20 protein-coding genes are annotated in these 22553 nt (G+C 65.9%); 9 read left to right on the top strand and 11 right to left on the bottom strand.

Going from position 1 to position 22553, the window contains the following annotated elements; genetic code table 11:
• Positions 1–151: 151 nt before the first annotated feature.
• The 4 genes from hflD to WDC87_RS05900 are packed head-to-tail and all read right to left on the bottom strand — an operon-like array spanning position 152 to position 2838.
• Entirely contained in the window at positions 152–766 is a 615-nt protein-coding gene (gene hflD / locus WDC87_RS05915; RefSeq protein WP_075075984.1) for a high frequency lysogenization protein HflD, read from the bottom strand.
• Positions 763–1905 (bottom strand): tRNA 2-thiouridine(34) synthase MnmA, encoded by a 1143-nt coding sequence (gene mnmA / locus WDC87_RS05910; RefSeq protein WP_075075983.1) that lies wholly within the window; start codon positions 1903–1905, stop codon positions 763–765. The genes hflD and mnmA overlap by 4 nt, the downstream gene beginning before the upstream one ends.
• Positions 1902–2363 carry an NUDIX hydrolase gene (locus WDC87_RS05905; RefSeq protein ID WP_049460786.1) on the bottom strand — a complete coding sequence of 154 codons (462 nt, stop codon included), beginning with the start codon at positions 2361–2363 and terminating at the stop codon, positions 1902–1904. Before WDC87_RS05905 ends, mnmA begins: the two co-directional genes overlap by 4 nt.
• A 1-nt stretch (position 2364) precedes the next feature.
• Positions 2365–2838 carry a hypothetical protein gene (locus WDC87_RS05900; protein ID WP_005416476.1) on the bottom strand — a complete coding sequence of 158 codons (474 nt, stop codon included), beginning with the start codon at positions 2836–2838 and terminating at the stop codon, positions 2365–2367.
• A 112-nt stretch (positions 2839–2950) separates the two neighbouring features.
• Between WDC87_RS05900 and clpS the strand changes: the two genes are divergently transcribed.
• Positions 2951–3277: an ATP-dependent Clp protease adapter ClpS gene (clpS, locus tag WDC87_RS05895; RefSeq protein WP_005416477.1), complete on the top strand. Its 327-nt coding sequence runs from the start codon at positions 2951–2953 to the stop codon at positions 3275–3277.
• A 138-nt stretch (positions 3278–3415) separates the two neighbouring features.
• Here clpS and WDC87_RS05890 read toward each other — a convergent pair whose 3' ends face one another.
• The gene (locus WDC87_RS05890; protein ID WP_075075982.1) at positions 3416–4228 is read right to left on the bottom strand and encodes an APH(6) family putative aminoglycoside O-phosphotransferase; all 813 of its coding nucleotides are present in this window, start codon (positions 4226–4228) and stop codon (positions 3416–3418) included.
• A gap of 138 nt (positions 4229–4366) precedes the next feature.
• Here WDC87_RS05890 and clpA point away from each other — a divergent pair, with 138 nt between their 5' ends.
• Positions 4367–6652, top strand: a complete 2286-nt coding sequence (gene clpA / locus WDC87_RS05885; RefSeq protein WP_065178564.1) for an ATP-dependent Clp protease ATP-binding subunit ClpA — start codon at positions 4367–4369, stop codon at positions 6650–6652.
• 72 nt (positions 6653–6724) lie between these two features.
• Here the strand turns inward: clpA and WDC87_RS05880 are convergent, their stop codons facing one another.
• The 4 genes from WDC87_RS05880 to WDC87_RS05865 form a co-directional block, all read right to left on the bottom strand.
• Positions 6725–7105, bottom strand: coding sequence for a hypothetical protein (locus tag WDC87_RS05880; RefSeq protein ID WP_049460780.1), 381 nt, complete (start codon positions 7103–7105; stop codon positions 6725–6727).
• 202 nt (positions 7106–7307) lie between these two features.
• Positions 7308–7526 carry a translation initiation factor IF-1 gene (gene infA / locus WDC87_RS05875; protein ID WP_005409596.1) on the bottom strand — a complete coding sequence of 73 codons (219 nt, stop codon included), beginning with the start codon at positions 7524–7526 and terminating at the stop codon, positions 7308–7310.
• An 86-nt stretch (positions 7527–7612) separates the two neighbouring features.
• Positions 7613–8353, bottom strand: coding sequence for a leucyl/phenylalanyl-tRNA--protein transferase (gene aat / locus WDC87_RS05870; RefSeq protein WP_088497515.1), 741 nt, complete (start codon positions 8351–8353; stop codon positions 7613–7615).
• Between the two features lie 65 nt (positions 8354–8418).
• Positions 8419–9543 carry a GNAT family N-acetyltransferase gene (locus tag WDC87_RS05865; protein ID WP_088497503.1) on the bottom strand — a complete coding sequence of 375 codons (1125 nt, stop codon included), beginning with the start codon at positions 9541–9543 and terminating at the stop codon, positions 8419–8421.
• Between the two features lie 192 nt (positions 9544–9735).
• On the opposite strand from WDC87_RS05865, the gene WDC87_RS05860 reads away from it, so the two are divergent.
• Positions 9736–11268, top strand: a complete 1533-nt coding sequence (locus WDC87_RS05860) for an N-acetylmuramoyl-L-alanine amidase (protein WP_088497502.1) — start codon at positions 9736–9738, stop codon at positions 11266–11268.
• Between the two features lie 76 nt (positions 11269–11344).
• On the opposite strand, the gene trxB is transcribed toward WDC87_RS05860, so the two are convergent.
• Entirely contained in the window at positions 11345–12316 is a 972-nt protein-coding gene (trxB, locus tag WDC87_RS05855; protein WP_005416486.1) for a thioredoxin-disulfide reductase, read from the bottom strand.
• A 233-nt stretch (positions 12317–12549) separates the two neighbouring features.
• On the opposite strand from trxB, the gene WDC87_RS05850 reads away from it, so the two are divergent.
• The 4 genes from WDC87_RS05850 to WDC87_RS05835 all read left to right on the top strand — a co-directional run bounded on the left by WDC87_RS05850 (position 12550) and on the right by WDC87_RS05835 (position 19162).
• Complete coding sequence (locus WDC87_RS05850) at positions 12550–14910, top strand: DNA translocase FtsK (protein ID WP_180867976.1); 2361 nt, start codon at positions 12550–12552, stop codon at positions 14908–14910.
• Between the two features lie 39 nt (positions 14911–14949).
• The gene (locus tag WDC87_RS05845; RefSeq protein WP_252744307.1) at positions 14950–16893 is read left to right on the top strand and encodes a DUF3857 domain-containing protein; all 1944 of its coding nucleotides are present in this window, start codon (positions 14950–14952) and stop codon (positions 16891–16893) included.
• Between the two features lie 111 nt (positions 16894–17004).
• The gene (gene lolA / locus WDC87_RS05840; RefSeq protein WP_005413289.1) at positions 17005–17643 is read left to right on the top strand and encodes an outer membrane lipoprotein chaperone LolA; all 639 of its coding nucleotides are present in this window, start codon (positions 17005–17007) and stop codon (positions 17641–17643) included.
• A gap of 241 nt (positions 17644–17884) precedes the next feature.
• Positions 17885–19162, top strand: coding sequence for a replication-associated recombination protein A (locus WDC87_RS05835; RefSeq protein ID WP_227836677.1), 1278 nt, complete (start codon positions 17885–17887; stop codon positions 19160–19162).
• 135 nt (positions 19163–19297) lie between these two features.
• On the opposite strand, the gene WDC87_RS05830 is transcribed toward WDC87_RS05835, so the two are convergent.
• Entirely contained in the window at positions 19298–19672 is a 375-nt protein-coding gene (locus tag WDC87_RS05830; protein WP_069138585.1) for a hypothetical protein, read from the bottom strand.
• A 321-nt stretch (positions 19673–19993) separates the two neighbouring features.
• On the opposite strand from WDC87_RS05830, the gene WDC87_RS05825 reads away from it, so the two are divergent.
• On the top strand, positions 19994–21022 hold the full coding sequence (locus WDC87_RS05825; RefSeq protein ID WP_252744652.1) for an alpha/beta hydrolase-fold protein: 1029 nt from the start codon (positions 19994–19996) through the stop codon (positions 21020–21022).
• A gap of 122 nt (positions 21023–21144) precedes the next feature.
• Positions 21145–22521 carry an ATP-binding protein gene (locus WDC87_RS05820; protein WP_252744651.1) on the top strand — a complete coding sequence of 459 codons (1377 nt, stop codon included), beginning with the start codon at positions 21145–21147 and terminating at the stop codon, positions 22519–22521.
• The last annotated feature ends 32 nt before the right edge of the window (positions 22522–22553 follow it).

Genomic DNA, 22553 nt, shown 5'->3' with positions numbered 1-22553 from the left:
GCTTGGAAGTGCATTCTGAATGCGCCGGTTTTCCGGCGCTTGGCGGCTTCGGGGTCTGAGCCCTTTCCGTGCCGGAAAGGGATCCGACCCCTGGGTAGGCAGCGGCGGGGTCGGATCCCTTTTCGTGGAAAAGGGCTCTGACCCCACACCCTTACGCCAGCTGCCGGTCCACGGCCTCGATCATCGCCTTGCGGCCGAACAGGAAGTCCCAGTAGCTGCCGCCCAGCTGGCGCCACAGCACTGCCGAGCGCACCGCGGCCAACAGCAGGGCACGGATCTCGGCCACCACGCCGGCCTGGCCCAGGTAGTGCGGGTTGCCCTGCACCATCACCCGCGGCTTGAGGTGGCTGATGGTGTCCGCGTACAGGCTTCCCAGGCTGGCCAGCACATCCGGGTGGCCGCTGTCGCCCAGTTCGGTGGCCTGGAGCTGGGCACGCTCGATGCCCGAAGCAACCTTGTTCACGGTGGCGCCATCCTGAACAAAGCGGCGCTCCAGCTGCAGCACCGACAGCGCCAGTTTCGGCAGGATCGGATCCTGGCCCTGGTTGCGGAAATAGTTGTGCAGCAGGCGCAGCCCGGCCTTCAGTGCATGGCGGTCACCGAACACCGCCTGCGGCGAGGACGCATCGACACGGAACACGCTGTCCACGGCGGTGCGCACGGCGGCGGCGTCGGAATGGCCGGTATCGGCGATGCGGCGTACCTGCTGCAGGGCCTGGGCAATGCCGGCCAAGGCCAGGACGCGGTCGTCGACAGTGAAACTCATGCAGCGGTTACCTCAAAAGGGGAGGGGGTGGTGCGCAGGCGCTGTTCCAGCGGCGCATCGGTGGCGGCGATCACCGCGCCACCCAGGCACACCTCACCGTCATACAGCACCAGCGATTGACCGGGGGTAACGGCACGCTGCGGGCGCGCGAAGGTGACCAGCACGCTGCCATCGTCCAGCACGTCGACCGTACACGGCTCATCGGGCTGGCGGTAGCGGGTCTGGGCGGTGCATTCGAAGCGTCGCGCGGGTGGCGAGCCCGAGATCCAATGCGCCGGCTCCGAGCGCAGGCGCTCGGACAGCATCCATGGGCTGTCGCGATCCTGGTCGACGTACAGCACGTTGCTGGCCACATCCTTGCCGACCACGTACCACGGTGCGGCCGGGCGGCCGCGTACGCCGCCGATGTTCAGGCCCTCGCGCTGGCCCAGGGTGAAATAGAACACGCCCGGATGTTCGGCGATCACGCTGCCGTCGGCCGGGTCAAGGATCTGGCCGGGCCTGGCCGGCAGGTAGCGGCCGAGGAATTCGCGGAAATCCCGCTCGCCGATGAAGCAGATGCCGGTGGAATCCTTCTTGGCGTGGGTCGGCAGGCCGACGTCGCGCGCAATCCGTCGCAGGTCGGTCTTCTCCAGGTCGCCGATCGGGAACAGGGTGGCCGCCAGCTGCTCCTGGCCCAGCTGGTGCAGGAAGTAGCTCTGGTCCTTGGAGCGGTCGGCACCGCGCAGCAGCAGCCACTGGTGGCCGCGCTGGGTCACCCGCGCATAGTGGCCGGTGGCGATGCGCTCGGCGCCCAGCTCGCGGGCGGCATCCAGGAAATGCTTGAACTTCACTTCACGGTTGCACAGCACGTCCGGGTTCGGCGTGCGGCCAGCGGCGTATTCGGCCAGAAAGTGCTCGAACACGCCCTGCCAGTACTCGCTGGAAAAGTCCCGGAAGTGGAACGGGATACCGAGCAGGCCGCATACGGCGACCGCATCGCGGCGGTCATCCTCGGCACGGCAGTCACCGCTGCCGTCGTCGGCCCAGTTCTGCATGAACAGGCCGGCCACGGCCTCGCCCTGCTGGACCAGGCGCCAGGCGGCGACCGAAGAGTCGACACCACCCGATACGCCCACCATCACGCGCGGCGTGCTCATGCGACCTCCCGGACCAGCGAAAGCGGATGGCGCTGGCCACCCAGGTAATCCGCCACCACCTGCCAGACCAGCGGGCTGCGCTGGCGCTCGCCGGCGGCCTGCAGCTCGGCCGGGGTCAGCCACAGCGCGCGGTCGATGCCGGTGTCCAGTGGTTGGGCCGGGTCGTGCGAGACCGGGTGTGCTGCGTAGCAGAAGCGCAGGAAGGCGGTGCCGTCGCCGGCAGTCCACTGGTAGCAGCCGATGAAATGGGTCAACTGCACGGTCCAGCCGGTTTCCTCCCGGGTCTCGCGCAGGGCTGCCTCGGCCAGGCTTTCGCCTGGCTCGAGGTGGCCGGCCGGCTGGTTCAGCACCTGGCGGCCTTCAATGGTCTCTTCGACCAGCAGCACGCGGCCGCCGTCAACCACTACCGTGGCGACGGTGGCGTGCGGTGCCCAGCGCGGGTCCGGCGTGGCGTTCAACTCAGAACTCGTCCTTCTTGGTCAGCTCCAGCTCCATCGCGTCGGCGGTGCGGATGGCCGCATCGATGGCGTCGCTGAGCTGGTCCGGGGTGGCATCGGCGTCGATCTTGACCACGAACATGGCGGTGGTGTCCTGCTTTACCCAGCCCCCCATCTTGGCGTCCTGCGAATCCTCCAGCAGGCGGTTGGCCACGGCCACCGGGAACTGCTTGGTCTTGGCGTTGTAGGCCGGCGACCAGATCTCACGGATGTTGTGGCTGCCGAAATCCTCCACCGCCGAGCGCACGTAGACCATCTGGGTGCGGTCACCCTCGACGTCGAACACCATGCGGTAGTCGCCATCCTCGTCGACTTCGTAGGTATAGCCCAGCTTGTCCAGATGGCGGGCCACGGACTTGTCGGCGCTGGTTGCGGCAGTGGCAGAGCCGGCAGCGGCCAGCGCGATCAGCAGGGCGGGAAGAAGGGTCCTTTTCATGAAGATCCTGTGAAACAGTGTTGGGAGAGGGTGCAATTGTGACGGTGGGCGTGCGTGCCGTCCAATCTGCGGCGGGCCGACGCAGGCCTGCCCGAGCCCCTATAATGGATGGATGCCCCATGAGTCCTCCCCCGATTCCCAGCACGAGCACGGCGTTGCCGTAGAGCCCGCGCGCCCGGAAGTGGCGCCGCCGCCGTTCTACCAGGTGATGCTGCTCAACGACGACTACACCCCGATGGATTTCGTGGTGGATGTGCTGCAGCAGTTCTTCAGCATGGACCTGGACAAGGCCACCCAGGTGATGCTGCACGTTCATACCCGCGGCCGCGGCGTCTGCGGTGTCTTCACCCGCGAAGTAGCCGAGACCAAGGTTGCCCAGGTCAACGAGTACTCGCGGATGAACCAGCATCCGCTGCTGTGCACAATGGAAAAGGCCTGACCGGCTGCCGATTCGCGTCCGGGCACAACGATCCCGGACCCAGTGTGCCCACCAAGGTGGGCACCTACCAAAGCAGAGGCCTGTATCGATCGTGGATGGAGCGCCCCCAGCAAGGTAGGCACCTGCCAAGCGCGGGTCTCAGCTCTCCGCCAGCGCCTCCAGCGCCATCCGCGCCACCGCCTCGTCCACGTCGGCCGGGTCGCCGCCATCCCAGAACCACACTGCCGACAGCCCCGCGCTGGCTGCGATCCAGCGCAGCAGGCGCGTGCGTTCCAGGCCGGCCAGTGCGCTGACCTGTTCCAGCCGGGCAGCAAACCGCTCCGGCCGCGTGGCCACGTGGATGCCCGGGCCACAGAGATCCGGATTGCTGAACATCGTCGTGTAGTCGAACGCACGGTCGCCCAGCAACCGCTTCGGGTCGATCGCCAGCCAGCCGCGCGCGCCGAAATCGAGCACGTTGTCGTGGTGCAGGTCGCCATGCAGGGGCCGGACCTCGCGCTCTTCCTGCAGCAACCCCTCCGCCAGTGATCTGCACTGTTCCAGCAGTGGCGGCAGCGCAGCCCTTGGCTGCAGCAGATCGGCGAACCATGTACGCAGGCAGACCAGTTCCGCTGGCGGCGCGCTCCGTGGCCGGTGCAGCCGTTGCAGGACCTGGCACAGGATCGTGGTGCAGGCCTCATCGTCGCCCTCGATCGAGCGTTGCCGCAGCGAGTCGCCGCCGGCACGCTCGATCAGGATCGCCGGCCCGGCGTGGGCCAGCAGGCGGGCAGCGCCGTCGCCGTCCCACCAGCGCAGGAGGCGGTGGCTGTTCTGTTCCTCGGTTTCGCTGCTGATCTTCAGCATCGCCGGCGTGCCGGCAGCGGTCAGCACCGGCCAGAGCCGGGCATGGGCCGTTTCGATGGCCGGGCCATCACGCCGCAATCGCCAGCGGCTCAGGTAGGGTTCGCTCATGCCGGTTGAGGTCTTCTGGAGTGAACGAAGATCAAGCGTTCTGCAGTGCTAACGCCATCTGAACGCAGCAATCCGCTAGGGTGATGGAAATCGCGTAGTCAGGCCGCATATTGTTCCCATCTGCCGCCGGAGTAATCCATGTTCAGCAAAGACCTCGAACACACCATCGGCCAGTGCTACAAGCGCGCCCGTGAGGCCCGGCATGAGTTCATGACGGTCGAACACCTGCTGTTGGCACTGCTCGACAATCCGTCCGCCCAGGCCGTCCTGAAAGCCTGTGGTGCCGACGCCGAACGCCTGCGCCAGGAGCTGGAGCAGGCCATCGAGGCCTCAGTGTCGCGCCTGGCCGAAGATGACGGTCGCGATACCCAGCCGACCCTGGGCTTCCAGCGCGTGCTGCAGCGGGCCGTGTACCACGTGCAGTCCTCGGGCAAGAAGGAGGTCACCGGCGCCAACGTGCTGGTCGCCATCTTCGGCGAGAAGGACTCCCACGCCGTCTACTACCTCAACCAGCAGGATGTGACCCGGCTGGATGTGGTCAATTACCTGTCCCACGGCATCGCCAAGCTGGGCGAGGAAGGCGAGCAGCCGTCCTCCTCCTCCGACGGCGAGGGCCGCATGGAAGGCGGGGAGGGTGAGCCGAAGGGTGATGCCCTGACCGAGTTCGCCAGCAACCTCAACGAACAGGCCCGGTCCGGCCGCATCGATCCCCTGGTCGGTCGTGGTGACGAGATCGAGCGCACCATCCAGGTCCTGTGCCGTCGCCGCAAGAACAATCCGCTGTACGTGGGCGAGGCCGGCGTGGGCAAGACCGCCATCGCCGAGGGCCTGGCCCGCCGCATCGTCGAGGGCTCGGTGCCCGACGTGCTTGCCGACGCGGTGATCTATTCGCTCGACCTGGGCGCGCTGGTGGCCGGCACCAAGTACCGTGGCGACTTCGAGAAGCGCCTGAAGGGTGTGTTGACCGCGCTGAAGAAGGTGCCCAACGCAGTGCTGTTCATCGACGAGATCCACACCATCATCGGCGCCGGCTCGGCCTCGGGCGGCACCATGGATGCGTCCAACCTGATCAAGCCGGCCCTGGCCTCCGGCGAGCTGCGCTGCATCGGTTCGACCACTTTCCAGGAATACCGCGGCATCTTCGAGAAGGACCGGGCACTGGCCCGCCGCTTCCAGAAGATCGACATCGTCGAGCCGACCGTTGGCGAGACCTACGAGATCCTGCAGGGCCTGAAGTCCAAGTACGAGCTGCACCACGGCGTGACTTACTCCGACGAGGCGCTGCAGGCGGCGGTGGACCTGTCGGTGAAGCACATCGGCGACCGCCTGCTGCCGGACAAGGCCATCGATGTGATCGACGAGGCCGGTGCCCGCCAGCGCCTGCTGCCGGAAGGGCAGCGCAAGGAGCTGATCGACGTCGAGGAAGTGGAGGCGATCGTCGCCAAGATGGCGCGCATCCCGACCAAGCAGGTCAGTGCCACCGACAAGGATGTGCTGCAGCACCTGGAGCGCAACCTGAAGATGGTGATCTTCGGCCAGGACCCGGCCATCGAGACGCTGTCCTCGGCAATCAAGCTGGCACGCTCGGGCCTGGGCAATCCGGAAAAGCCGATCGGCAACTTCCTGTTCGCCGGCCCGACCGGTGTTGGCAAGACCGAGGTGACCAAGCAGCTGGCGCTGCAGCTGGGCATCGAGCTGGTCCGCTTCGACATGTCCGAGTACATGGAGCCGCATTCGATCAGCCGCCTGATCGGTGCCCCTCCAGGCTACGTCGGCTTCGATCAGGGCGGCCTGCTGACCGAGAAGATCGTCAAGACGCCGCACTGCGTGCTGCTGCTGGACGAAATCGAGAAGGCGCACCCGGACATCTTCAACATCCTGTTGCAGGTGATGGATCGCGGCGTGCTGACTGATACCAACGGTCGCGAGGCCAACTTCAAGAACGTGGTGCTGGTGATGACCACCAATGCAGGTGCGGCGCAGGCCTCGCGGCGCTCGATCGGCTTCACCAAGCAGGACCACGCCACCGACGCGATGGAGACCATCCGCCGCAGCTTCACCCCGGAATTCCGCAACCGCCTCGACGCGGTGGTGCAGTTCCAGGCGCTGGGCTTCGAGCACATCCTGCGCGTGGTCGACAAGTTCCTGATCGAGCTGGAGATGCTGCTGCAGGACAAGCACGTCAGCCTGTCGGCCACGCCGACCGCGCGCGACTGGCTGGCCCACCACGGCTTCGACCCGCTGATGGGTGCGCGTCCGATGGCCCGGGTGATCCAGGACAGGATCAAGCGTCCGCTGGCCGACGAGCTGCTGTTCGGCAAGCTGGTCAACGGCGGCAAGGTGAGCATCGATGTGCGCGACGACGAGCTGGTGGTCGAAACCCAGGCCGAACCGGAGCGCCTGCTGCCGGTCACGGTGGAATGAACTGACCCCCGGCCGGTTTCGGCGGACCTGAAATGACAAGGGCGGCTTCGGCCGCCCTTGTTGTACGCGACGTCAGCGGCTGCGCTGGCGGGCTTTCTTCTTGAAGGTTGCCTCGTCAACTGGTTCGATCTGCGACACGATGCAGCGGCTGGAATCGGTGTTCAGCTGGCTGCGGCCGGCAGCGCACAGCAGACCCTGCTGGCCGTCCGTAGCGAAGCTCAGTTTCCGCGAGTAGCCTGCCGCCGAGCAGTCGTCCTGGAAATGCACGACGTAGTGGTCCTGGCCATTGCGCAGCAGGATGTTGCGCGAGGCGCCGGCGCGCACCAGTTGCTGGTCGCTGCCCAGCTGGACGCAGTCACTGGAGGTGGAAAGAGTATCGGCGGCGTGCACGGGCGCTGCGCTGGCGGACACGGCAAGGGCGACGAGCAGAGCGGTCAGCGGGAGCATGTTCATGGCGGGGCAGGGGATGGCGATCCGGACTGGATCGGGTCCTACGATGCCGCCACGGATGCAGATGCGAATCTGCCGCAAGCAGGGCTGACCGACGTCACGGTGAGTTCGGTCACGATGACCTCCGGCAGGGCCGGATTGCAGGCATGACAAAAGGCCAGCAACCAGGGCTGGCCTTGTCGAAATGGCGCAGCGCGCCGACCGCTTACTTCATGCGGTAGGTGATACGACCCTTTGTCAGGTCGTACGGGGTCATTTCAACCTTGACCCGGTCACCGGTGAGGATGCGGATGTAGTTCTTGCGCATGCGGCCGGAGATGTGGGCGATGATTTCGTGCCCATTTTCCAGACGAACGCGGAAAGTGGTGTTCGGCAGCGTCTCGCTGACGGTGCCCTCGAACTCGATGGAATCGTCTTTCGACATGTAGTCCTGTGCGGTTCAGAAAACGGCCACGCTGGGCCTAAGGCGCGGTATTTTACGCGTGACCGGCCCAGCTTGCAAAGTTTGTGTTAACCGCCGGCCAAATGCCGGGCTGGCAAGCGTCCGACGGCCTGTGTCCACGAGCCTTCACGGCCGTCATGGCGCACGGCCTGGCGCACGTGCTGCAGGAATTCCGAGCGCGGCAGGTGTTCGGCGCCCATCCGCAGCAGGTGCGGATTTTCCACCTGGGCGTCGATCAGCTCCCAGCCCCAGCCGTGAATCGTGGACGCCAGTGCCGCCAGCGCGATCTTGGAACCCCCGCTGGCGCCGCTGAACATGCTCTCGCCGAAGAACATCGACCCGATGGCCACTCCGTAGATGCCGCCGACCAGCGACTGACGGTCCCAGACTTCGAACGAATGGGCGAAGCCGAGATCGTGCAACTGGCTGTAGGCCTCGACCATCGCCGGGCTGATCCAGGTGCCGTCCTGGCCGGGCCGAGGTGCCGCCGCACAGGCGCGCATCACCTGGCTGAAGGCGGTGTCGGCGGTGACCTCCCACGTGCTACCGCGCAGCTGGCGGCGGAAGCGGCTGGACAGGTGCACACCATCGGTGCGGAACACCATGCGCGGATCAGGCGACCACCACAGGATCGGCTCGCCCTCGCTGAACCACGGAAAGATGCCGCCGGCGTAGGCGTTGAGCAGGCGCGCTGGATGCAGATCGCCACCCACCGCGAGCAGGCCGTCGGGCTGGCGCAGGGCGGTCTCGGCCGGAGGGAAGGGCGCGTCCGGCGCATCGGCCAGGCGCCAGGGCAGCTGACGGGTCATGCCGGCATTGTAGTCGTCGCGGCCCCGCGCGAATGCCGCGGTAGATGCCAACCCTGGTTGGCTGGTCACCCGTCCGCGCGAAATGGGCTGTGCCCCAGCAGCTCCTGCCGGTACCGCCGCACATCGCGCCGCTCCTGCCGACACCACTCCTGCAACGCCTCGGCGAAATCCGCGTCGGCCACCCAATGCCGACTGCGCACCAGTGCTGGCAGGAAGCCGCGCGCCAGTTTGTGCTCGCCCTGGGCGCCCGGCTCGAAACGGCTCAGGCCTTCGCGCAGGCAGTATTCGATGCCCTGGTAGTAGCAGGCTTCGAAATGCAGGCCGGGCAATGTGGCGCCGCCCCAGTAGCGACCGTACAGCGTGTCACCACCGCGCAGGCAAAGTGCGCCGGCAATCGGCTGGCCTTCCTGCTCGGCCAGGAACAGCACCAGCCCGCGTCCCAATGAAATGGCCAGATGGCGCAGGAAGGCCTCGGTCAGCGCCGGGGCATTGCCGTACTCAAGGAAGGTCTGCAGGTAGAAGCGGTACATCGCCTGCAGGTCGGCGCGGCCGGCTTCATCGCCGTGTACCACGCGGAAGCTGATGCCCTGGCGGGTGACCTTGGCCCGTTCCTGGCGGATGTTCTTCCGATGCTTGTGGTTCATCGCACCGAGGAACTGCTCGAATGTCGCCCAGTCACCCGGGTTCTGCCACTGGAACTGCACGTCCTCGCGCAGCAGCCAGTCATCGCCGAACAGGGCCTCGTCCACTGCGGTGTGGAAGTTGATATGGGCCGATGACACCTCCAGTGCTGGCAGTGCGTCGCGCAACGCCGACAGCAGCGTGGTGCGCTCTGAATCGTGACGGGCCAGCAGGCGCGGCCCGGTGACCGGCGAGTACGGCACCGCGCCCAGCCACTTCGGGTAGTAGTCGCGGCCATGCCGGGCATAGGCGTTGGCCCAGGCATGGTCGAACACGAATTCGCCGTGGGAGTTGGTCTTCAGGTAGCCCGGAATGGCGCCGATCAGGCGCTCGCCCTCCCAAAGCGTGAAGTGCCGGGGTTGCCAGCCCCAGTCCTCGCGCAGGCAGCCGTGCTGTTCCAGGCCTGAGAGGAAGACGTGGCTGACGAACGGATTCTGGCCGTCGTGCAGGGCGTCCCAGTCGGTGGCGGGAATGGACTGCAGGGAGTCGAGGAAGCGGGCGGAGGGCATGGTTGGCAAGGATAGGCCAGGTGGATCGCGAACGGTGCTGGCGGGGCTGGGTTGGTTTGTTCCGGTTGGGGATGAGGGAAATTTGAAATCTCCATCCGTGTGCGCTGGGTGCGGAATCGCGGGCGCATGGGTCGGCAGGGTGGCGGGGCGCTGCATGACTGGCGCGCATCCAACCACTTGGAGAAATGAACAATGAAGGGATTGAAGCTTGCAACTGCCGTGGTCGCGTGCGGCCTGATCTTTGCGTTTCCTGTTTTGGCTTTTGGAGATCAGCCAGCAGAAGTGCTTGAGGATCCGGGTGCCTACGCGGAGGTGGTTGCGCTGTTGGAGCGTGAAGTTGGGAGCCAGTTGACGCGTCATTTGCAGGAGAGGGGTGAGCTGCGACACGTCAGCGTCAGCATCCGTCTCAATGCGAAGGCAAGATCAATGGTGATCAGCTTTGGGCCTGGATATCTTCCTGGCCCCGATCGGGGTTATGACGAGCTCTTCCTGATTCCGATGGCGTCCTCGTTGAGGTTCTATGCCGAAAAGTCAGGACTGATTGTGAACGACATTGATTTCCTATTCGACGGAAAAACTCTTGAGGAGTACTACCCGGAGGATCTCGCCGTTCCGCCGCAGGCGCGGGCGAGATCGACGCATACCTCAGCTTTGGTATCAGCAAGCCATGGCTACATCAGCTTGCATCCCAGTAGAGAATGGAAGTTTCAGCGGCCGGCGCCTCTGGGCATTCAGGAAGACACGCTGAGTCCACTGTTTGGCGACGAACTGCAAGGATTGATCGAACAACGTAGCGGCTTGACGGTGCACCGGGCACGGAGCCGCTCCACGGAACTCCATCCGGAGTCCGGGAAGCCATGGGAGCACATGTCATCCCGCTACCACCTGAAGGCTCTTTTCCCCGAACGCACCGACATGTGGAATGAGTTTCCGAACAGCCCAGAGTCTGCTCGCGAAAAGGAAGAGGACATACGGGCTCGCCCCAACTACGCAAACCATCTGGGTGTGGATGTGATGCTGAGCCTGCACACCAATGGCAGCGATTCAGCCAGTCTGCGTGGAACCGAGGTCTACTATCATCAGGACAAACCGCAGGACAAGGCGCTAGCGGATAGCATCCTCTGTGGGATGCGTGAAATCATCCGAGCGCAACCGGGCTATCGGGATTTCCCGATTCGCGAGAGTTCGACCTCGGCCAGGCACGGCGAGAACCGCATTGGGAAGATGCCCTCGGTGATCATCGAAACCGCCTACCACTCCAATCCTGATGATGTGGCGGCACTGCAGGACCCCGTCTTCCGCTCGGCGTCGATGAAAGGCGTGGAGAAGGGCTATCGCCTGTGGGCAACGGGAAAGACGTGTGAGCCGCTGTCCGGGCAGCCGATCGCGGATGTCGACGTTCCATCCGGCGACTCGCGCGAGGTGGACGTGGCGTTTGCGGGCCATCCGCAATTCCCGATCAGCCTGATCACCCACAATACGCTTTGCCCATCAGGGTGGAGCTGCAGCGGACGGACGGTGGTCATCGATTCGCCTGACCAGCCCAGCAGGATGCAGCTCAGCTGCGGTCGCAACAGCGTGGGGGCGCTCGGCTGGGAGACGCTCGTGTTGGATGCGGATGGGGTCAAGTCGCAGCCCGTGCCTCACACCGTTCGTTGTGTTGCCAATGAGGGCGGCCCTGATCGAAATGGCTTGCCTGAGAATACGGCTGCCGCAGGGATGTAACGAGAAAGGCCGACGCTTTCGCGTCGGCCTTGCCTGAGTCGAGCATGGCTCGACTCTACAGAGCATAACCAGCGCTTCAGCTGGCCTTCCCCTGCGCGTCCAGGTAGCGCTCGGCGTCCAGCGCGGCCATGCAGCCGAAGCCGGCCGAGGTGATCGCCTGGCGGTAGTGCTGGTCGGCCACGTCGCCGGCGGCGAACACGCCTTCCACCGAGGTCTGGGTGGCGTTGCCGCCCAGGCCCGAGCGGATTTCCAGGTAGCCGTTGTTCATCGCCAGCTGGCCGTCGAACAGGGTCGTGTTCGGATGGTGGCCGATGGCCACGAAGAAGCCGTGGGCGTCGATGTCGCGGGTGCTGCCGTCCAAGGTGGACTTTACGCGCACGCCAGTCACGCCGGCATCGTTGCCCAGCACTTCCTCCACCTGGTGGTGCCAGACGGTCTCGATCTTGCCTTCGGCCACCTTCCTGAACAGCTTGTCCTGCATGATCTTTTCCGCCTTCAGGGTGTCGCGGCGGTGGACCAGGTAGACCTTGCGGGCGATGTTGGACAGGTACAGCGCCTCTTCCACGGCGGTATTGCCGCCGCCGACCACGACCACGTCCTGGTCGCGGTAGAAGAAGCCGTCACACGTGGCGCAGGCGGAGACGCCGCGGCCCTTGAAGGTCTCTTCGGTCGGGATGCCCAGGTACTTGGCGGTGGCGCCAGTGGCGATGATCAGCGCGTCGCAGGTGTACTCGTGGCTGTCGCCGATCAGCTTGAACGGGCGCTGCGACAGGTCGGCGGTGTGGATATGGTCGAAGATGACCTCGGTTTCGAAGCGCTCGGCGTGCGCCTGCATGCGCGCCATCAGGTCCGGGCCCATCAGGCCGTGGGCGTCACCCGGCCAGTTGTCCACCTCGGTGGTGGTCATCAGCTGGCCACCCTGCTGCAGGCCGGTGATGACGACCGGCTTCAGGTTGGCACGGGCGGCGTAGACGGCGGCGGTCCAGCCGGCCGGTCCGGAACCGAGGATGACGAGGCGCTGGTGGCGGGAGGGCAGGCTGGTGCTCATGTAAACTCGCGAAAAGGTAGATGGGACAAGGCGCTGGCGATGTTTGCGCAGCATCCAAGGCAGGTCATAGAGTGGCGGCTGGGGCAGGGCGATTCAAGCCGATGAACAGAACGCCGTCATCCAACGGTGGTTCCGGGCCTCGGATTGCCCTGTCGGGCGTCGCATAACTGAAAACTGACGCCGTCTCATTTATTATCAATCACTAACAGCGCATTCCAAAGGTATGGTCTAAGGTGGCGAAGCAGGTCCCCGAACGCTCCAAGTCCGACGACAGCAAGGCGTCACGTCGCACGGCCGCGGCGGCGACGACCGACAATCCACGCCGCCAGCGCCTCTGGCGCGATCTGGGCCTGATCGCCATCGCGCCGGCCCTGCTGTACCTGGCGGCCAGTCTGTTCACCTATTCAGCCACGGATCCGGGCTGGTCGCATACCGGCAGCGTGGTCGCGCCGGTGCACAACCTGGGTGGCCGCGCCGGGGCCTGGATTGCCGACGTGCTGCTGCAGCTGTTCGGCTACATCGCTTTCCTGCTGCCGGTGGTGCTCGGCGCACTGGCGTGGATCGCCATGTTCGGCCTCAAGCGCGAGAGCAAGGGCGAGAACGATCTGGACCCGGCGCTGCGCCTGGTCGGCCTGGTCGGTTTCCTGATCGCCGGCACCGGCTTCCTGCATGTGCGCCTGTTCAGTGGCGATGTCGCCAGTGCCGGCGGCATCCTCGGCAAGCTGGTGGGTAATTCGCTCACGGTGGGCTTCGGCGCGCTGGGGGCGAACCTGTTCGTGCTGGTATTGCTGCTGGCCTCGATCACCCTGGCCACCGGGCTGTCCTGGTTCACGGTGATGGAGAAGATCGGCCGTGGCGTGATGTCGCTGGCGCCACTGCTGGAACGCAAGAAGGAAGAAGTCACCGAGTGGAAGCAGACCCGGGTGATGCGCGAGGAGCGCCAGGAAGTGCGCAAGGCCGACGCCGAAGTGCGCGCCAAGCGCGAGCCGGTAAAGATCGAACCGCGCCCTGAGCCGGTGATCGAGAAGAGTGATCGTGCCAAGCGCGATACCCAGATTCCGATGTTCCGTGGCGTCAACGGCGATGGTTCCGACCTGCCGCCGCTGGCGCTGCTGGATGATCCCAAGCCGCAGCCGAAGGGCTACGACGAAGAAACGCTGGAAACGCTGTCGCGGCAGATCGAGTTCAAGCTGAAGGACTTCCGCATCGATGCGCAGGTGGTCGGCGCCAACCCTGGCCCGGTCATCACCCGCTTCGAGATCGAGCCGGCACCGGGCATCAAGGTCAGCCAGATCAGTTCGCTGGACAAGGACATCGCGCGCGGCCTGTCGGTGAAGTCGGTGCGCGTGGTCGACGTCATCCCGGGCAAGTCGGTCATCGGCCTGGAAATTCCCAACGTCACCCGCGAGATGATCTTCCTGTCCGAGCTGCTGCGCTCGAAGGAATATGACAAATCGGCCAGCGTGCTGACCCTGGCGCTGGGCAAGGACATCGCCGGCCGCCCGACCGTGGCCGACCTGGCGCGCATGCCGCACCTGCTGGTGGCCGGTACGACCGGTTCGGGCAAGTCGGTGGCGGTCAACGCGATGGTGTTGAGCCTGCTGTTCAAGGCCTCGCCGAAAGACCTGCGGATGCTGATGATCGACCCGAAGATGCTCGAGCTGAGCGTCTACCAGGGCATTCCGCACCTGCTGGCGCCGGTGGTTACCGACATGAAGGAGGCCGCCAACGGCCTGCGCTGGTGCGTGGCCGAGATGGAGCGCCGCTACAAGCTGATGAGCGCGGTGGGTGTGCGCAACCTGGCTGGCTTCAACAAGAAGGTGAAGGAAGCCCAGGACGCCGGCCAGCCGCTGATGGATCCGCTGTTCAAGCCGAACCCGGAGCTGGGCGAGGCGCCGCGTCCGCTGGAAACGCTGCCGTTCATCGTCATCTTCATCGACGAATTCGCCGACATGATGATGATCGTCGGCAAGAAGGTGGAAGAGCTGATCGCGCGCCTGGCACAGAAGGCGCGTGCGGCTGGCATCCACCTGATCCTGGCCACGCAGCGCCCGTCGGTGGATGTGATCACCGGCCTGATCAAGGCCAACATCCCGACCCGCATCGCCTTCCAGGTCAGCTCCAAGATCGACTCGCGCACCATCCTCGACCAGTCCGGCGCGGAGACCCTGCTCGGCCACGGCGACATGCTGTATCTGCCGCCGGGTACTGCGCTGCCCGAGCGCGTGCATGGTGCGTTCGTGTCCGACGACGAAGTGCACCGCGTGGTCGAGCACCTCAAGGCGATGGGCCCGGCCGACTATGTCGACGGCGTGCTGGACGAAGTGCAGACGATGGGCGACGGCGTGGTCGTCGGCGCCACCGGCCTGCCCGAGAACAGCTCCGCTGGCGACGAGTCCGACCCGTTGTATGACGAAGCACTGCGGGTGGTCACCGAGACCCGCCGTGCCTCGATTTCCGGCGTGCAGCGCCGGCTGAAGATCGGCTACAACCGTGCAGCGCGACTGATCGAGGCCATGGAAGCGGCCGGCGTGGTCAGCCCGCCCGAGCACAACGGCGACCGCACGGTGCTGGCACCGCCGCCGCCGAAGTAAGACCCGACGTATCCCCCACGACGTCCAAGGAACCGACGCATGCTTCACCCCGTACCAAGCGCGCTGGCGCTGGCGCTGGCTGCCCTGATGGCTGCCGGCCCGGCACTGGCAGAAACCGCCACCTCCGCGCCCGCCACGGCGCCGCCTTCCACCAGCGGCGATACCGAAGCCAGCAATAATTTCAGCATTGTCCGTTACCGCGCCGACTACCAGGTCCGGCCGGATGCGGGCAATGTGCAGACCGAAACCTACGAGGTCCTGCTCAAGACCAAGGCCTCGGTCGAGCAGTTCAGCCAGGTGCGGCTGAGCTACAGCGAGAAGATGGAAACGCTGGAGGTGCTTGGCGCCTACACCATCACTGCCGACGGCCAGCGCCGCGACGTTCCGGCCGACCGTATCTACACGCAGGAGAGCTACTCCAGCGCCTCGGCGGCGATGTATGCCGACCGCAAGGTGCGGGTGATCGTGTTCCCGAACCTGGCCCCGGGCACGCGCCTGTACTACCAGGTGCGTCGCACCCAGGCTACGCCGTACTTCCCGGGCTATTTCGGCCTGTGGGAGACCTTCAACGTGTTCACCGAGTACGAGGACGCCGAGGTCACCCTGAGTGCGCCGGCCAACCTGCCGATGTACGTGGACAGCCGCGGCGTGCAGGGCAGTGACCGGCCGACAGTGAAGAATGGCCAGGCGCAATGGCGCTGGCGCTACCAGCGCCGCGAGGCGATGCCGGCGCAGAACTGGTCGGCGGCGGGCTGGGAGTTCGGCCCGAACATCATGGCCAGCACGTATCGTGACTGGTCGCAGATGGGGCGCGCCTACCAGCTCAAGGCGGGCCCGGCGGCCGAGGTGACCCCGGCGCTGCAGGCGCTCGCTGATGAGATCACCGCCGGCATCAGCGACCGCCGCGAACAGGCTGATGCGCTGTATCGCTGGGTCGCGCAGAACATCCGCTATGTGGCGGTGTACCTGGGCAACGGCGGCCTGGAGCCGAACAGCGCGCAGAGCATCCTCGACAATCACTATGGTGACTGCAAGGACCACGTGACGATCCTCGAGGCGCTGCTGGCGGCCAAGGGTATCGCCAGCTCGCCGGTGCTGATCGGTGCGGGGGGCGGCCCGACGCTGCCGAAGATTCCGGTGCTGGGCCGCTTCAACCACGCCATCACCTATATCCCCGAGTTTGATCTTTACCTGGATTCGACCACCGCGTGGGCACGCTTCGGGCAGCTGCCGGAAGGTGACCTGGGTGCGCCGGTGATGCGTACCCGTGACGCCACGCTGGCGCGTACCCCGGCCAACACGCCGGAGCGCAATGCCACCTCGATGGAAGTGCGATTCACCTTCGACGCCAACGGCAACCTGCGCGGTGAGACGATTCCGAAGCTTGGCGAGAACGCCGAGATCGGCATGCGTGCGCAGTTCTCCCAGCTCAACGCGCAGAACCGTGCGCGCGCTGAAGAGCAGATCATGGCCTCGTCCGGTTTCGATGGGCGAGGGCAGCTGCACATCCAGGGCGTGCCGGTCGACCTGACCCGGCCCTTCGGCTATCGCATGGCGTTCCAGGCCGAGGACTACGCCGATTTCAGCGTGGCCGGCGGCATGGCCGTGCCGGATCCGCCGGGCGGCGAGTCGGTGCGTGGCTTGTACGCCACCGCCTCGGCGCCGGCCAACGAGACGCCGTTCTACTGCAATGCCAGCCTGCGCGAGGAAACCTATCGCCTGCAGTTCCCGGCCAATGCGCCGATCATCGCCATCCCGGCCAGCCAGCGTTTCGCCAACGCCGCCGGCGAGTACCGCGTGGACTGGAGCCGCGAGGGCCAGGACGTGATCGTGCACCACCGCTTGCGGCAGAACGCGGTGCGTGGGCCGGAGGCGCTGTGCCAGCCGCAGGACTACCCCGCGTTCCGCGCGCTGTACCGCGAAGTGCGTCGCGGCTTCCGCGGCCAGGTGCTGTACGGCAAGCTGCCGGCATCTGGCGGCTGAATCGCCGATGGACGTTCAGGGCGGCATAATGTCGCCCTGATCGGCCATTCATCTTTCTCCGGGCACACTGGCAACCACCTTTCCTGGCGCCCGCGCCCACAGGATTTCCGCATGAACTTCCGCTTCCGCCGTTTCCTTGCCACCACCACGCTGGCCGTGGCCTGCGCCGCCGCCGGCAGTGCCTGGGCTGGCGCCCGCGATGACCTGAAGACCTTCACCAGTGGCCTGAAGGGCCTGGACGGACAGTTCAGCCAGCAGGTGTTCGACAGCCGCGGCAAGGTGAAGGAATCGACCAGTGGCCGCGTGGCCCTGTCGGCGCCGCGCCTGTTCCGCTGGGAATACGTGCGCCCGCACGAACAGCTGATCGTGGCCGACGGTAAAAAAGTCTGGATGTACGAGCCGGACCTGGAGCAGGCCACCGTGCGCGAGCAGGGCAAGGAAGAGCAGAACAGCCCGCTGACCGCGCTGATCAACCCGGCGCTGCTGGAACAGCAGTACGACGTCAGCGAAGAGGCCGCGCAGCGCGATGGCCTGCAGTGGCTGTCGCTGTCGCCGAAGCGCGAGACCGAGGCCAGCTTCCAGTACGCCGCGCTGGGCTTCAATGCCCAGGGCCTGGCCAAGATGGAAATCACCGATGCGGTTGGCCAGCGCACCGTGATCAGCTTCAGCGGCTGGAAGCGCAACCCGGGCTTCGCGGCTGGCACCTTCAGCTTTACGCCGCCGAAGGGCACCGACGTTATCGGTAATTGATCGGGGATGCCGGGCATGGCCCGGCGCTGCCTGCTCCGGTGGGTGTCAACCGGCACCGCCTTGGTGGGTGTCAACCTTGGTTGACGCAATTTTGATCTGCCGGCCAGCGGCCGGCACTACCGGAATCGTCGTCACCCTGTCGCGGTACAATGAGCGGGTGGCAAGACATCGTTCAACTTCCTTCCCCGGCCCCGATCTGCTGAGCGTTGATCGGGAACATCTGCGCCCGCTGGCCGAGCGCATGCGCCCGCGCACCCTCGACGAAATGGTCGGGCAGAAGCGCCTGCTGGCGCCGGACAGCGCATTGCGCCGTGCAGTCGAATCCGGACGTGTGCACTCGATGATCCTGTGGGGGCCACCGGGCTGCGGCAAGACCACGCTGTCACTGCTGCTGGCCGAGTACTCCGATGCCGAGTTCCGTGCCATCTCCGCGGTGCTGTCCGGGCTGCCGGAAGTGCGTCAGGTGCTGGCAGAGGCCGCACAGCGCTTCGCTGAGGGCCGGCGCACCGTGCTGTTCGTGGACGAGGTGCACCGCTTCAACAAGGCGCAGCAGGATGCGTTCCTGCCGCACATCGAACGCGGCACGATCCTGTTCGTCGGTGCCACCACCGAGAATCCGTCGTTCGAGCTGAACTCGGCGCTGCTGTCGCGTTGCCGCGTGCACGTACTGGAAGCGGTATCGCCAACCGATATCGTCGAAGCGCTGGAACGCGCGCTGGGCGACCGCGAACGCGGTCTGGGCGAGGAGGGTATCGAGGTTGCGCCCGAGCTGCTGCTGGAAATCGCCACCGCTGCCGATGGTGACGTGCGCCGCGCACTGACCCTTCTTGAAATCGCCGCCGAACTGGCGGGTGGGGAGGGGGGGCGCATCACCCCGCAGACCCTGACCCAGGTGCTGGCCGATCGTACCCGCCGCTTCGACAAGGGCGGCGAGCAGTTCTACGACCAGATTTCAGCGCTGCACAAATCCGTGCGCAGCTCCAATCCGGATGCCGCGCTGTACTGGCTGACCCGTATGCTAGATGGCGGTTGCGATCCATCCTACCTGGCACGTCGACTGACCCGCATGGCCATTGAGGACATCGGCCTGGCCGATCCGCGCGCGCAGAGCATGGCGCTGGAAGCCTGGGACATCTACGAGCGGCTCGGTAGCCCGGAAGGCGAGCTCGCGTTCGCCCAGCTGGTGCTGTACCTGGCCAGCACCGCCAAGTCCAACGCGGGCTATGCCGCGTTCAACCAGGCCAAGGCCGACGTGCGCCAGAGCGGTACCGAAGAGGTGCCGTTGCATCTGCGCAATGCGCCGACCAAGCTGATGAAGGAGCTGGGCTACGGCGCCGAATACCAGTACGACCACGATGCCGAGGGGGGCATCGCGCTGGACCAGACCGGTTTCCCGGATGCGATGGGCGAACGGGTGTACTACAACCCGGTGCCGCGTGGCCTGGAGATCAAGCTGAAGGAAAAGCTTGATCGCCTGCGCGCCGAACGTGAGGCGGCGAGGGCCGCGAAGGGCCGTTGAGCTGGCTTATGTAGCATCGAGCGATGCTCGACTCCGCTCTGGACCGACCCAGCAGCACCTGCGGAAGCGACAGCCGAGCATGGCTCGACTTCTACAGGGCGGGAAAACGAAGCCGGCGTTTCGCCGGCTTCTTTCTTACTTGATGCTGCAGTCGCCGAAGGACAGGTAATCCGTTCCCGAGCTGAACTGCAGCGTGCAGCTTGCGGTGAAAGTCGCGCCTTCTTCCAGTGCGCCCAGCTTGGCCGCCTGCTGTTCGTCGTCGCTGGTCAGCCGGGCCAGGACATTGCCCTGGTCGTCGCCGGCCTCGATCAGCGGCTCGCCCGCCAGGTTGCTGGAGACACCCAGGGCCACGGCAGTGAATGTCACCGTCTGGTTGAGTTCGTCCATGCCGAGAGACGAATTGCCGGCCTCTTCAAAGGCCTGGTAGAGCGTTGGCAGGTCCTGTGCGGCATGGGCGGCCAGCGGTGCAATCAGGCCGAGGGAAAGGGCGATCAGGGCGGTGCGCTTCAAGGTGTTCTCGCAGTCACGGGATTCATTCCCGTGGATGGTGGTCAGGAGATCCACGCCATGCGTGGATGGGTTTGGCAAAGGACAGGGCGCGGCCGGCGGCTCGATTGCCCATCCATCCGCAGCCCTGCGAGGGAAGGGCGCTCCTGCGCCCCGCTGTCCGGCAAAATAGTGGATCCGGTGTTTCCGGTGCAACCGGGAAAATGAACGCATCGCGCGCGTGATACACAGCGTGACGTTCGATCGATGTGATAATCATTCGCGTTTAAGGTAGACTGCGGTCCCCTATGAACCGGCGGCCATCGGCCGCTCCTGCCGCCGCTGATGAAGCATTTCGTCCCGCCTTTGCGCCGTGGTCCACTGGCCCGCGGCATGGCCGCCCTGATGATGGGGGTCCTGATGGCCGCGCCCTACGCTCATGCGCAGCAGCGCAATCCGCTGCAGAAGATCGGCCACACCGTGCTGGACGAGCCGGCGGCCAGCTATCGCTTTGAACGTTTCGTGGTGGACAGCCCGGACCAGCAGCGCCGTTGGCGGGTGAACCTGGCGATTCCGGCCAAGGCCGGCAAGACCCCGTCCCCGGTGCTGTACGCGCTGGATGGCAATGCCGTGGCCATGGTGCTGGACCAGCCGCTGCTGGCCGAGCTGGCCGCGCGCAAGGCACCGCCGGTACTGGTGCTGATCGGCTACGACAACGACCTGCGCATCGATTCCAAGGCGCGTACCTTCGACTACACCGCGTGGATCGACCGTGCCGACGACGAGAGCGGCACGACCCAGGCAGTCGGCGGCGGCGCTGCGGCTTTCCTGGATGTGATCGAGCGCCGCATCAAGCCGGAAGTCGAGCGACGCGCACGCATCGATACGCAGCAGCAGGCGCTGTGGGGTCATTCGCTGGGCGGGCTATTCGTGCTCAATGCGCTGTACACGCGACCTGCCGCGTTCCAGTCCTATCTGGCAGCCAGTCCGTCGCTGTGGTGGAGCCAGGGCGCGGCGCTGGGTGATCCGGAGCAGCAGTTCGTGCAGAACGTGCACGGCCAGCCGGCAAAGCTCTGGCTGATGCTGGGCGGCGCCGAGCGGGTCGGTGATCGCGGCAAGCGCGATATGAGCAACCCGCGCGTGGTTGCGCACCTGCGCCGGATCAGTGGCGCCACCCCGGATGCGGCGATGCAGTTGTCCGAGCGGCTGGGCAGGGTGCCGGGCCTGAGCGTGCAGTACCGCGAGTTCGATGGCCTCGGCCACGGCCCGATGCTGCCGGCATCGTTCCACGCTGCGCTGCATGAACTGTATGGCGTGTCCGACCGCAGCACCGGCGACGGCGCGCCCAGTGGCGGGGACAGCGCCGCCGAATGAATGCCTTCGCACGCCATGCCGTGCGACCCCACTACCCAGGCGAGGCTGCCGGCGTGCAGCGGCCCAGGCAACCGATGAATCCCGCGCCACGCGGCGCGGCCTACGTGTGCAAGGAGCCTGCCATGTCGTTCCGTCCGTCTTTCCGCCTTACCTCTCTCGCCGCCGGTCTGCTGCTGGCGGTGACCGCCACCGCCCAGCCGGTGTTCGATCAGCCGGCCAACGCCACCTTCAAGGGTGAGGTCGTCTCGCGCGGTGAGAACGTGGTTCCCGGCAGCACTGCCGACGTAGTTGGTCGTGGCTTCGTGCCGGGCCAGAAGGTCAGCCTGCTGCGTGGCGACAGCGTGCTCAACACGCAGCCGCTGGTGGTCGATGCCGACGGCAACTTCAAGACCCAGCTGAGCATTCCGGCCGATGCGGTGCCGGGCACCCACCCGGTGGTGGTGCGCGCCAGCCAGCCGGCTGCGGCCACGGTGCTGAAGCTGCGCGTGTCGCCGCAACTGCCGCTGTCCGGCCAGGCGCAGTTCGCCACCCAGTCCAACAAGCTGGTGCCGGGGCTGTATCAGTCCGCTTACAGCGCCGCCAGCAATGCGGTGTTCGTGACCTCGGCGGTGGGCCGTCCGCCGGTGACCCAGTCGCAGTTGCTGAAGCTGGACCCGAAGTCGCTGAAGGTGACCAGGGCGATCACCCCGGCGCAGGTGCCGGGCAGCACCAACGGCGCGGTCTATGCGGTCTACGGTGTGGGCGTGGATGACATCAATGGCAATGTCTGGGTGACCAATACCCGCCAGAATTCGATCGCGGTCTATCGCCAGAAGGACCTCTCGCTGGTCCACCAGTTCCCGGTCGACACCGTGCCGCATGCGCGCGACGTGGTGGTCGACGGCACCCACGGCAAGGTGTTCGCTTCGGCCACGGGTGAGGACCACCTGTCGGTGTTCGATGCGAAGACGTTCAAGGAACTGCCGCAGGTGACGCTGGAGTCCGGCGTGGATGATGGCAAGTTCACGCCGATGAGCCTGGTGCTGGACGAGAAGGGCGGCAAGCTGTTCACCGTCAGCATCGGCACGCCGGAAGCGGCGGTGATCGATGTGGCCAGCGGCAAGGTCGACAAGGTCATCGACCTGGGCAATTCGATCAGCGCCTCGGGCGTGGCCTTCGACGCAGCGCGCAACCGCCTGTACGTGGCCTCGCAGGGCACCGACAACCTGCTGATCGTCGATGTGGCTTCCGGCAAGGTGCTGCATGACGTGCCGGTCGGCGCTGGCGCGCTGAACGTCGCCTTCGATGATGCCTCCGGCCTGGCCTATGTCAGCAATCGCGGCGCCGGTACGGTCACGGTGGTGAACGGCGACGGCAAGGTGGTGGCCAACCTCGATGGCGGCACCCTTCCGAACCATGTGCGTGCCGACGGCAAGGGCAACGTGTTTGCGGTGAACAAGTCGCGTGGCGCCGAAGATCCGAAGGGTGACCGCATCACCCGCATCACCCCGAAGCAGTAAGTCACAGGGCAGGGCGTCCTGCGCGTCGCCCT

The organism is Stenotrophomonas maltophilia group sp. Smal12 (genome assembly GCF_037079935.1).
Taxonomy (GTDB): domain Bacteria; phylum Pseudomonadota; class Gammaproteobacteria; order Xanthomonadales; family Xanthomonadaceae; genus Stenotrophomonas; species Stenotrophomonas sepilia.
The sequence above is the reverse complement of the archived record's forward strand: the minus strand, read 5'-3'. Positions and strand labels throughout refer to the sequence as shown.

Bases quoted from the DNA above. Each gene is read 5' to 3' on its own strand.
- infA (WP_005409596.1), bottom strand. From the start codon at position 7,526: ATGTCGAAAGACGATTCCATCGAGTTCGAGGGCACCGTCAGCGAGACG.
- clpS (WP_005416477.1), top strand. From the start codon at position 2,951: ATGCCCCATGAGTCCTCCCCCGATTCCCAGCACGAGCACGGCGTTGCC.
- WDC87_RS05825 (WP_252744652.1), top strand. From the start codon at position 19,994: ATGAAGCATTTCGTCCCGCCTTTGCGCCGTGGTCCACTGGCCCGCGGC.
- WDC87_RS05845 (WP_252744307.1), top strand. From the start codon at position 14,950: ATGCTTCACCCCGTACCAAGCGCGCTGGCGCTGGCGCTGGCTGCCCTG.
- trxB (WP_005416486.1), bottom strand. From the start codon at position 12,316: ATGAGCACCAGCCTGCCCTCCCGCCACCAGCGCCTCGTCATCCTCGGT.
- WDC87_RS05880 (WP_049460780.1), bottom strand. From the start codon at position 7,105: ATGAACATGCTCCCGCTGACCGCTCTGCTCGTCGCCCTTGCCGTGTCC.
- WDC87_RS05835 (WP_227836677.1), top strand. From the start codon at position 17,885: ATGCGCCCGCGCACCCTCGACGAAATGGTCGGGCAGAAGCGCCTGCTG.
- WDC87_RS05890 (WP_075075982.1), bottom strand. From the start codon at position 4,228: ATGAGCGAACCCTACCTGAGCCGCTGGCGATTGCGGCGTGATGGCCCG.
- WDC87_RS05865 (WP_088497503.1), bottom strand. From the start codon at position 9,543: ATGCCCTCCGCCCGCTTCCTCGACTCCCTGCAGTCCATTCCCGCCACC.
- lolA (WP_005413289.1), top strand. From the start codon at position 17,005: ATGAACTTCCGCTTCCGCCGTTTCCTTGCCACCACCACGCTGGCCGTG.
- hflD (WP_075075984.1), bottom strand. From the start codon at position 766: ATGAGTTTCACTGTCGACGACCGCGTCCTGGCCTTGGCCGGCATTGCC.
- clpA (WP_065178564.1), top strand. From the start codon at position 4,367: ATGTTCAGCAAAGACCTCGAACACACCATCGGCCAGTGCTACAAGCGC.
- aat (WP_088497515.1), bottom strand. From the start codon at position 8,353: ATGACCCGTCAGCTGCCCTGGCGCCTGGCCGATGCGCCGGACGCGCCC.
- WDC87_RS05900 (WP_005416476.1), bottom strand. From the start codon at position 2,838: ATGAAAAGGACCCTTCTTCCCGCCCTGCTGATCGCGCTGGCCGCTGCC.
- mnmA (WP_075075983.1), bottom strand. From the start codon at position 1,905: ATGAGCACGCCGCGCGTGATGGTGGGCGTATCGGGTGGTGTCGACTCT.
- WDC87_RS05820 (WP_252744651.1), top strand. From the start codon at position 21,145: ATGTCGTTCCGTCCGTCTTTCCGCCTTACCTCTCTCGCCGCCGGTCTG.
- WDC87_RS05860 (WP_088497502.1), top strand. From the start codon at position 9,736: ATGAAGGGATTGAAGCTTGCAACTGCCGTGGTCGCGTGCGGCCTGATC.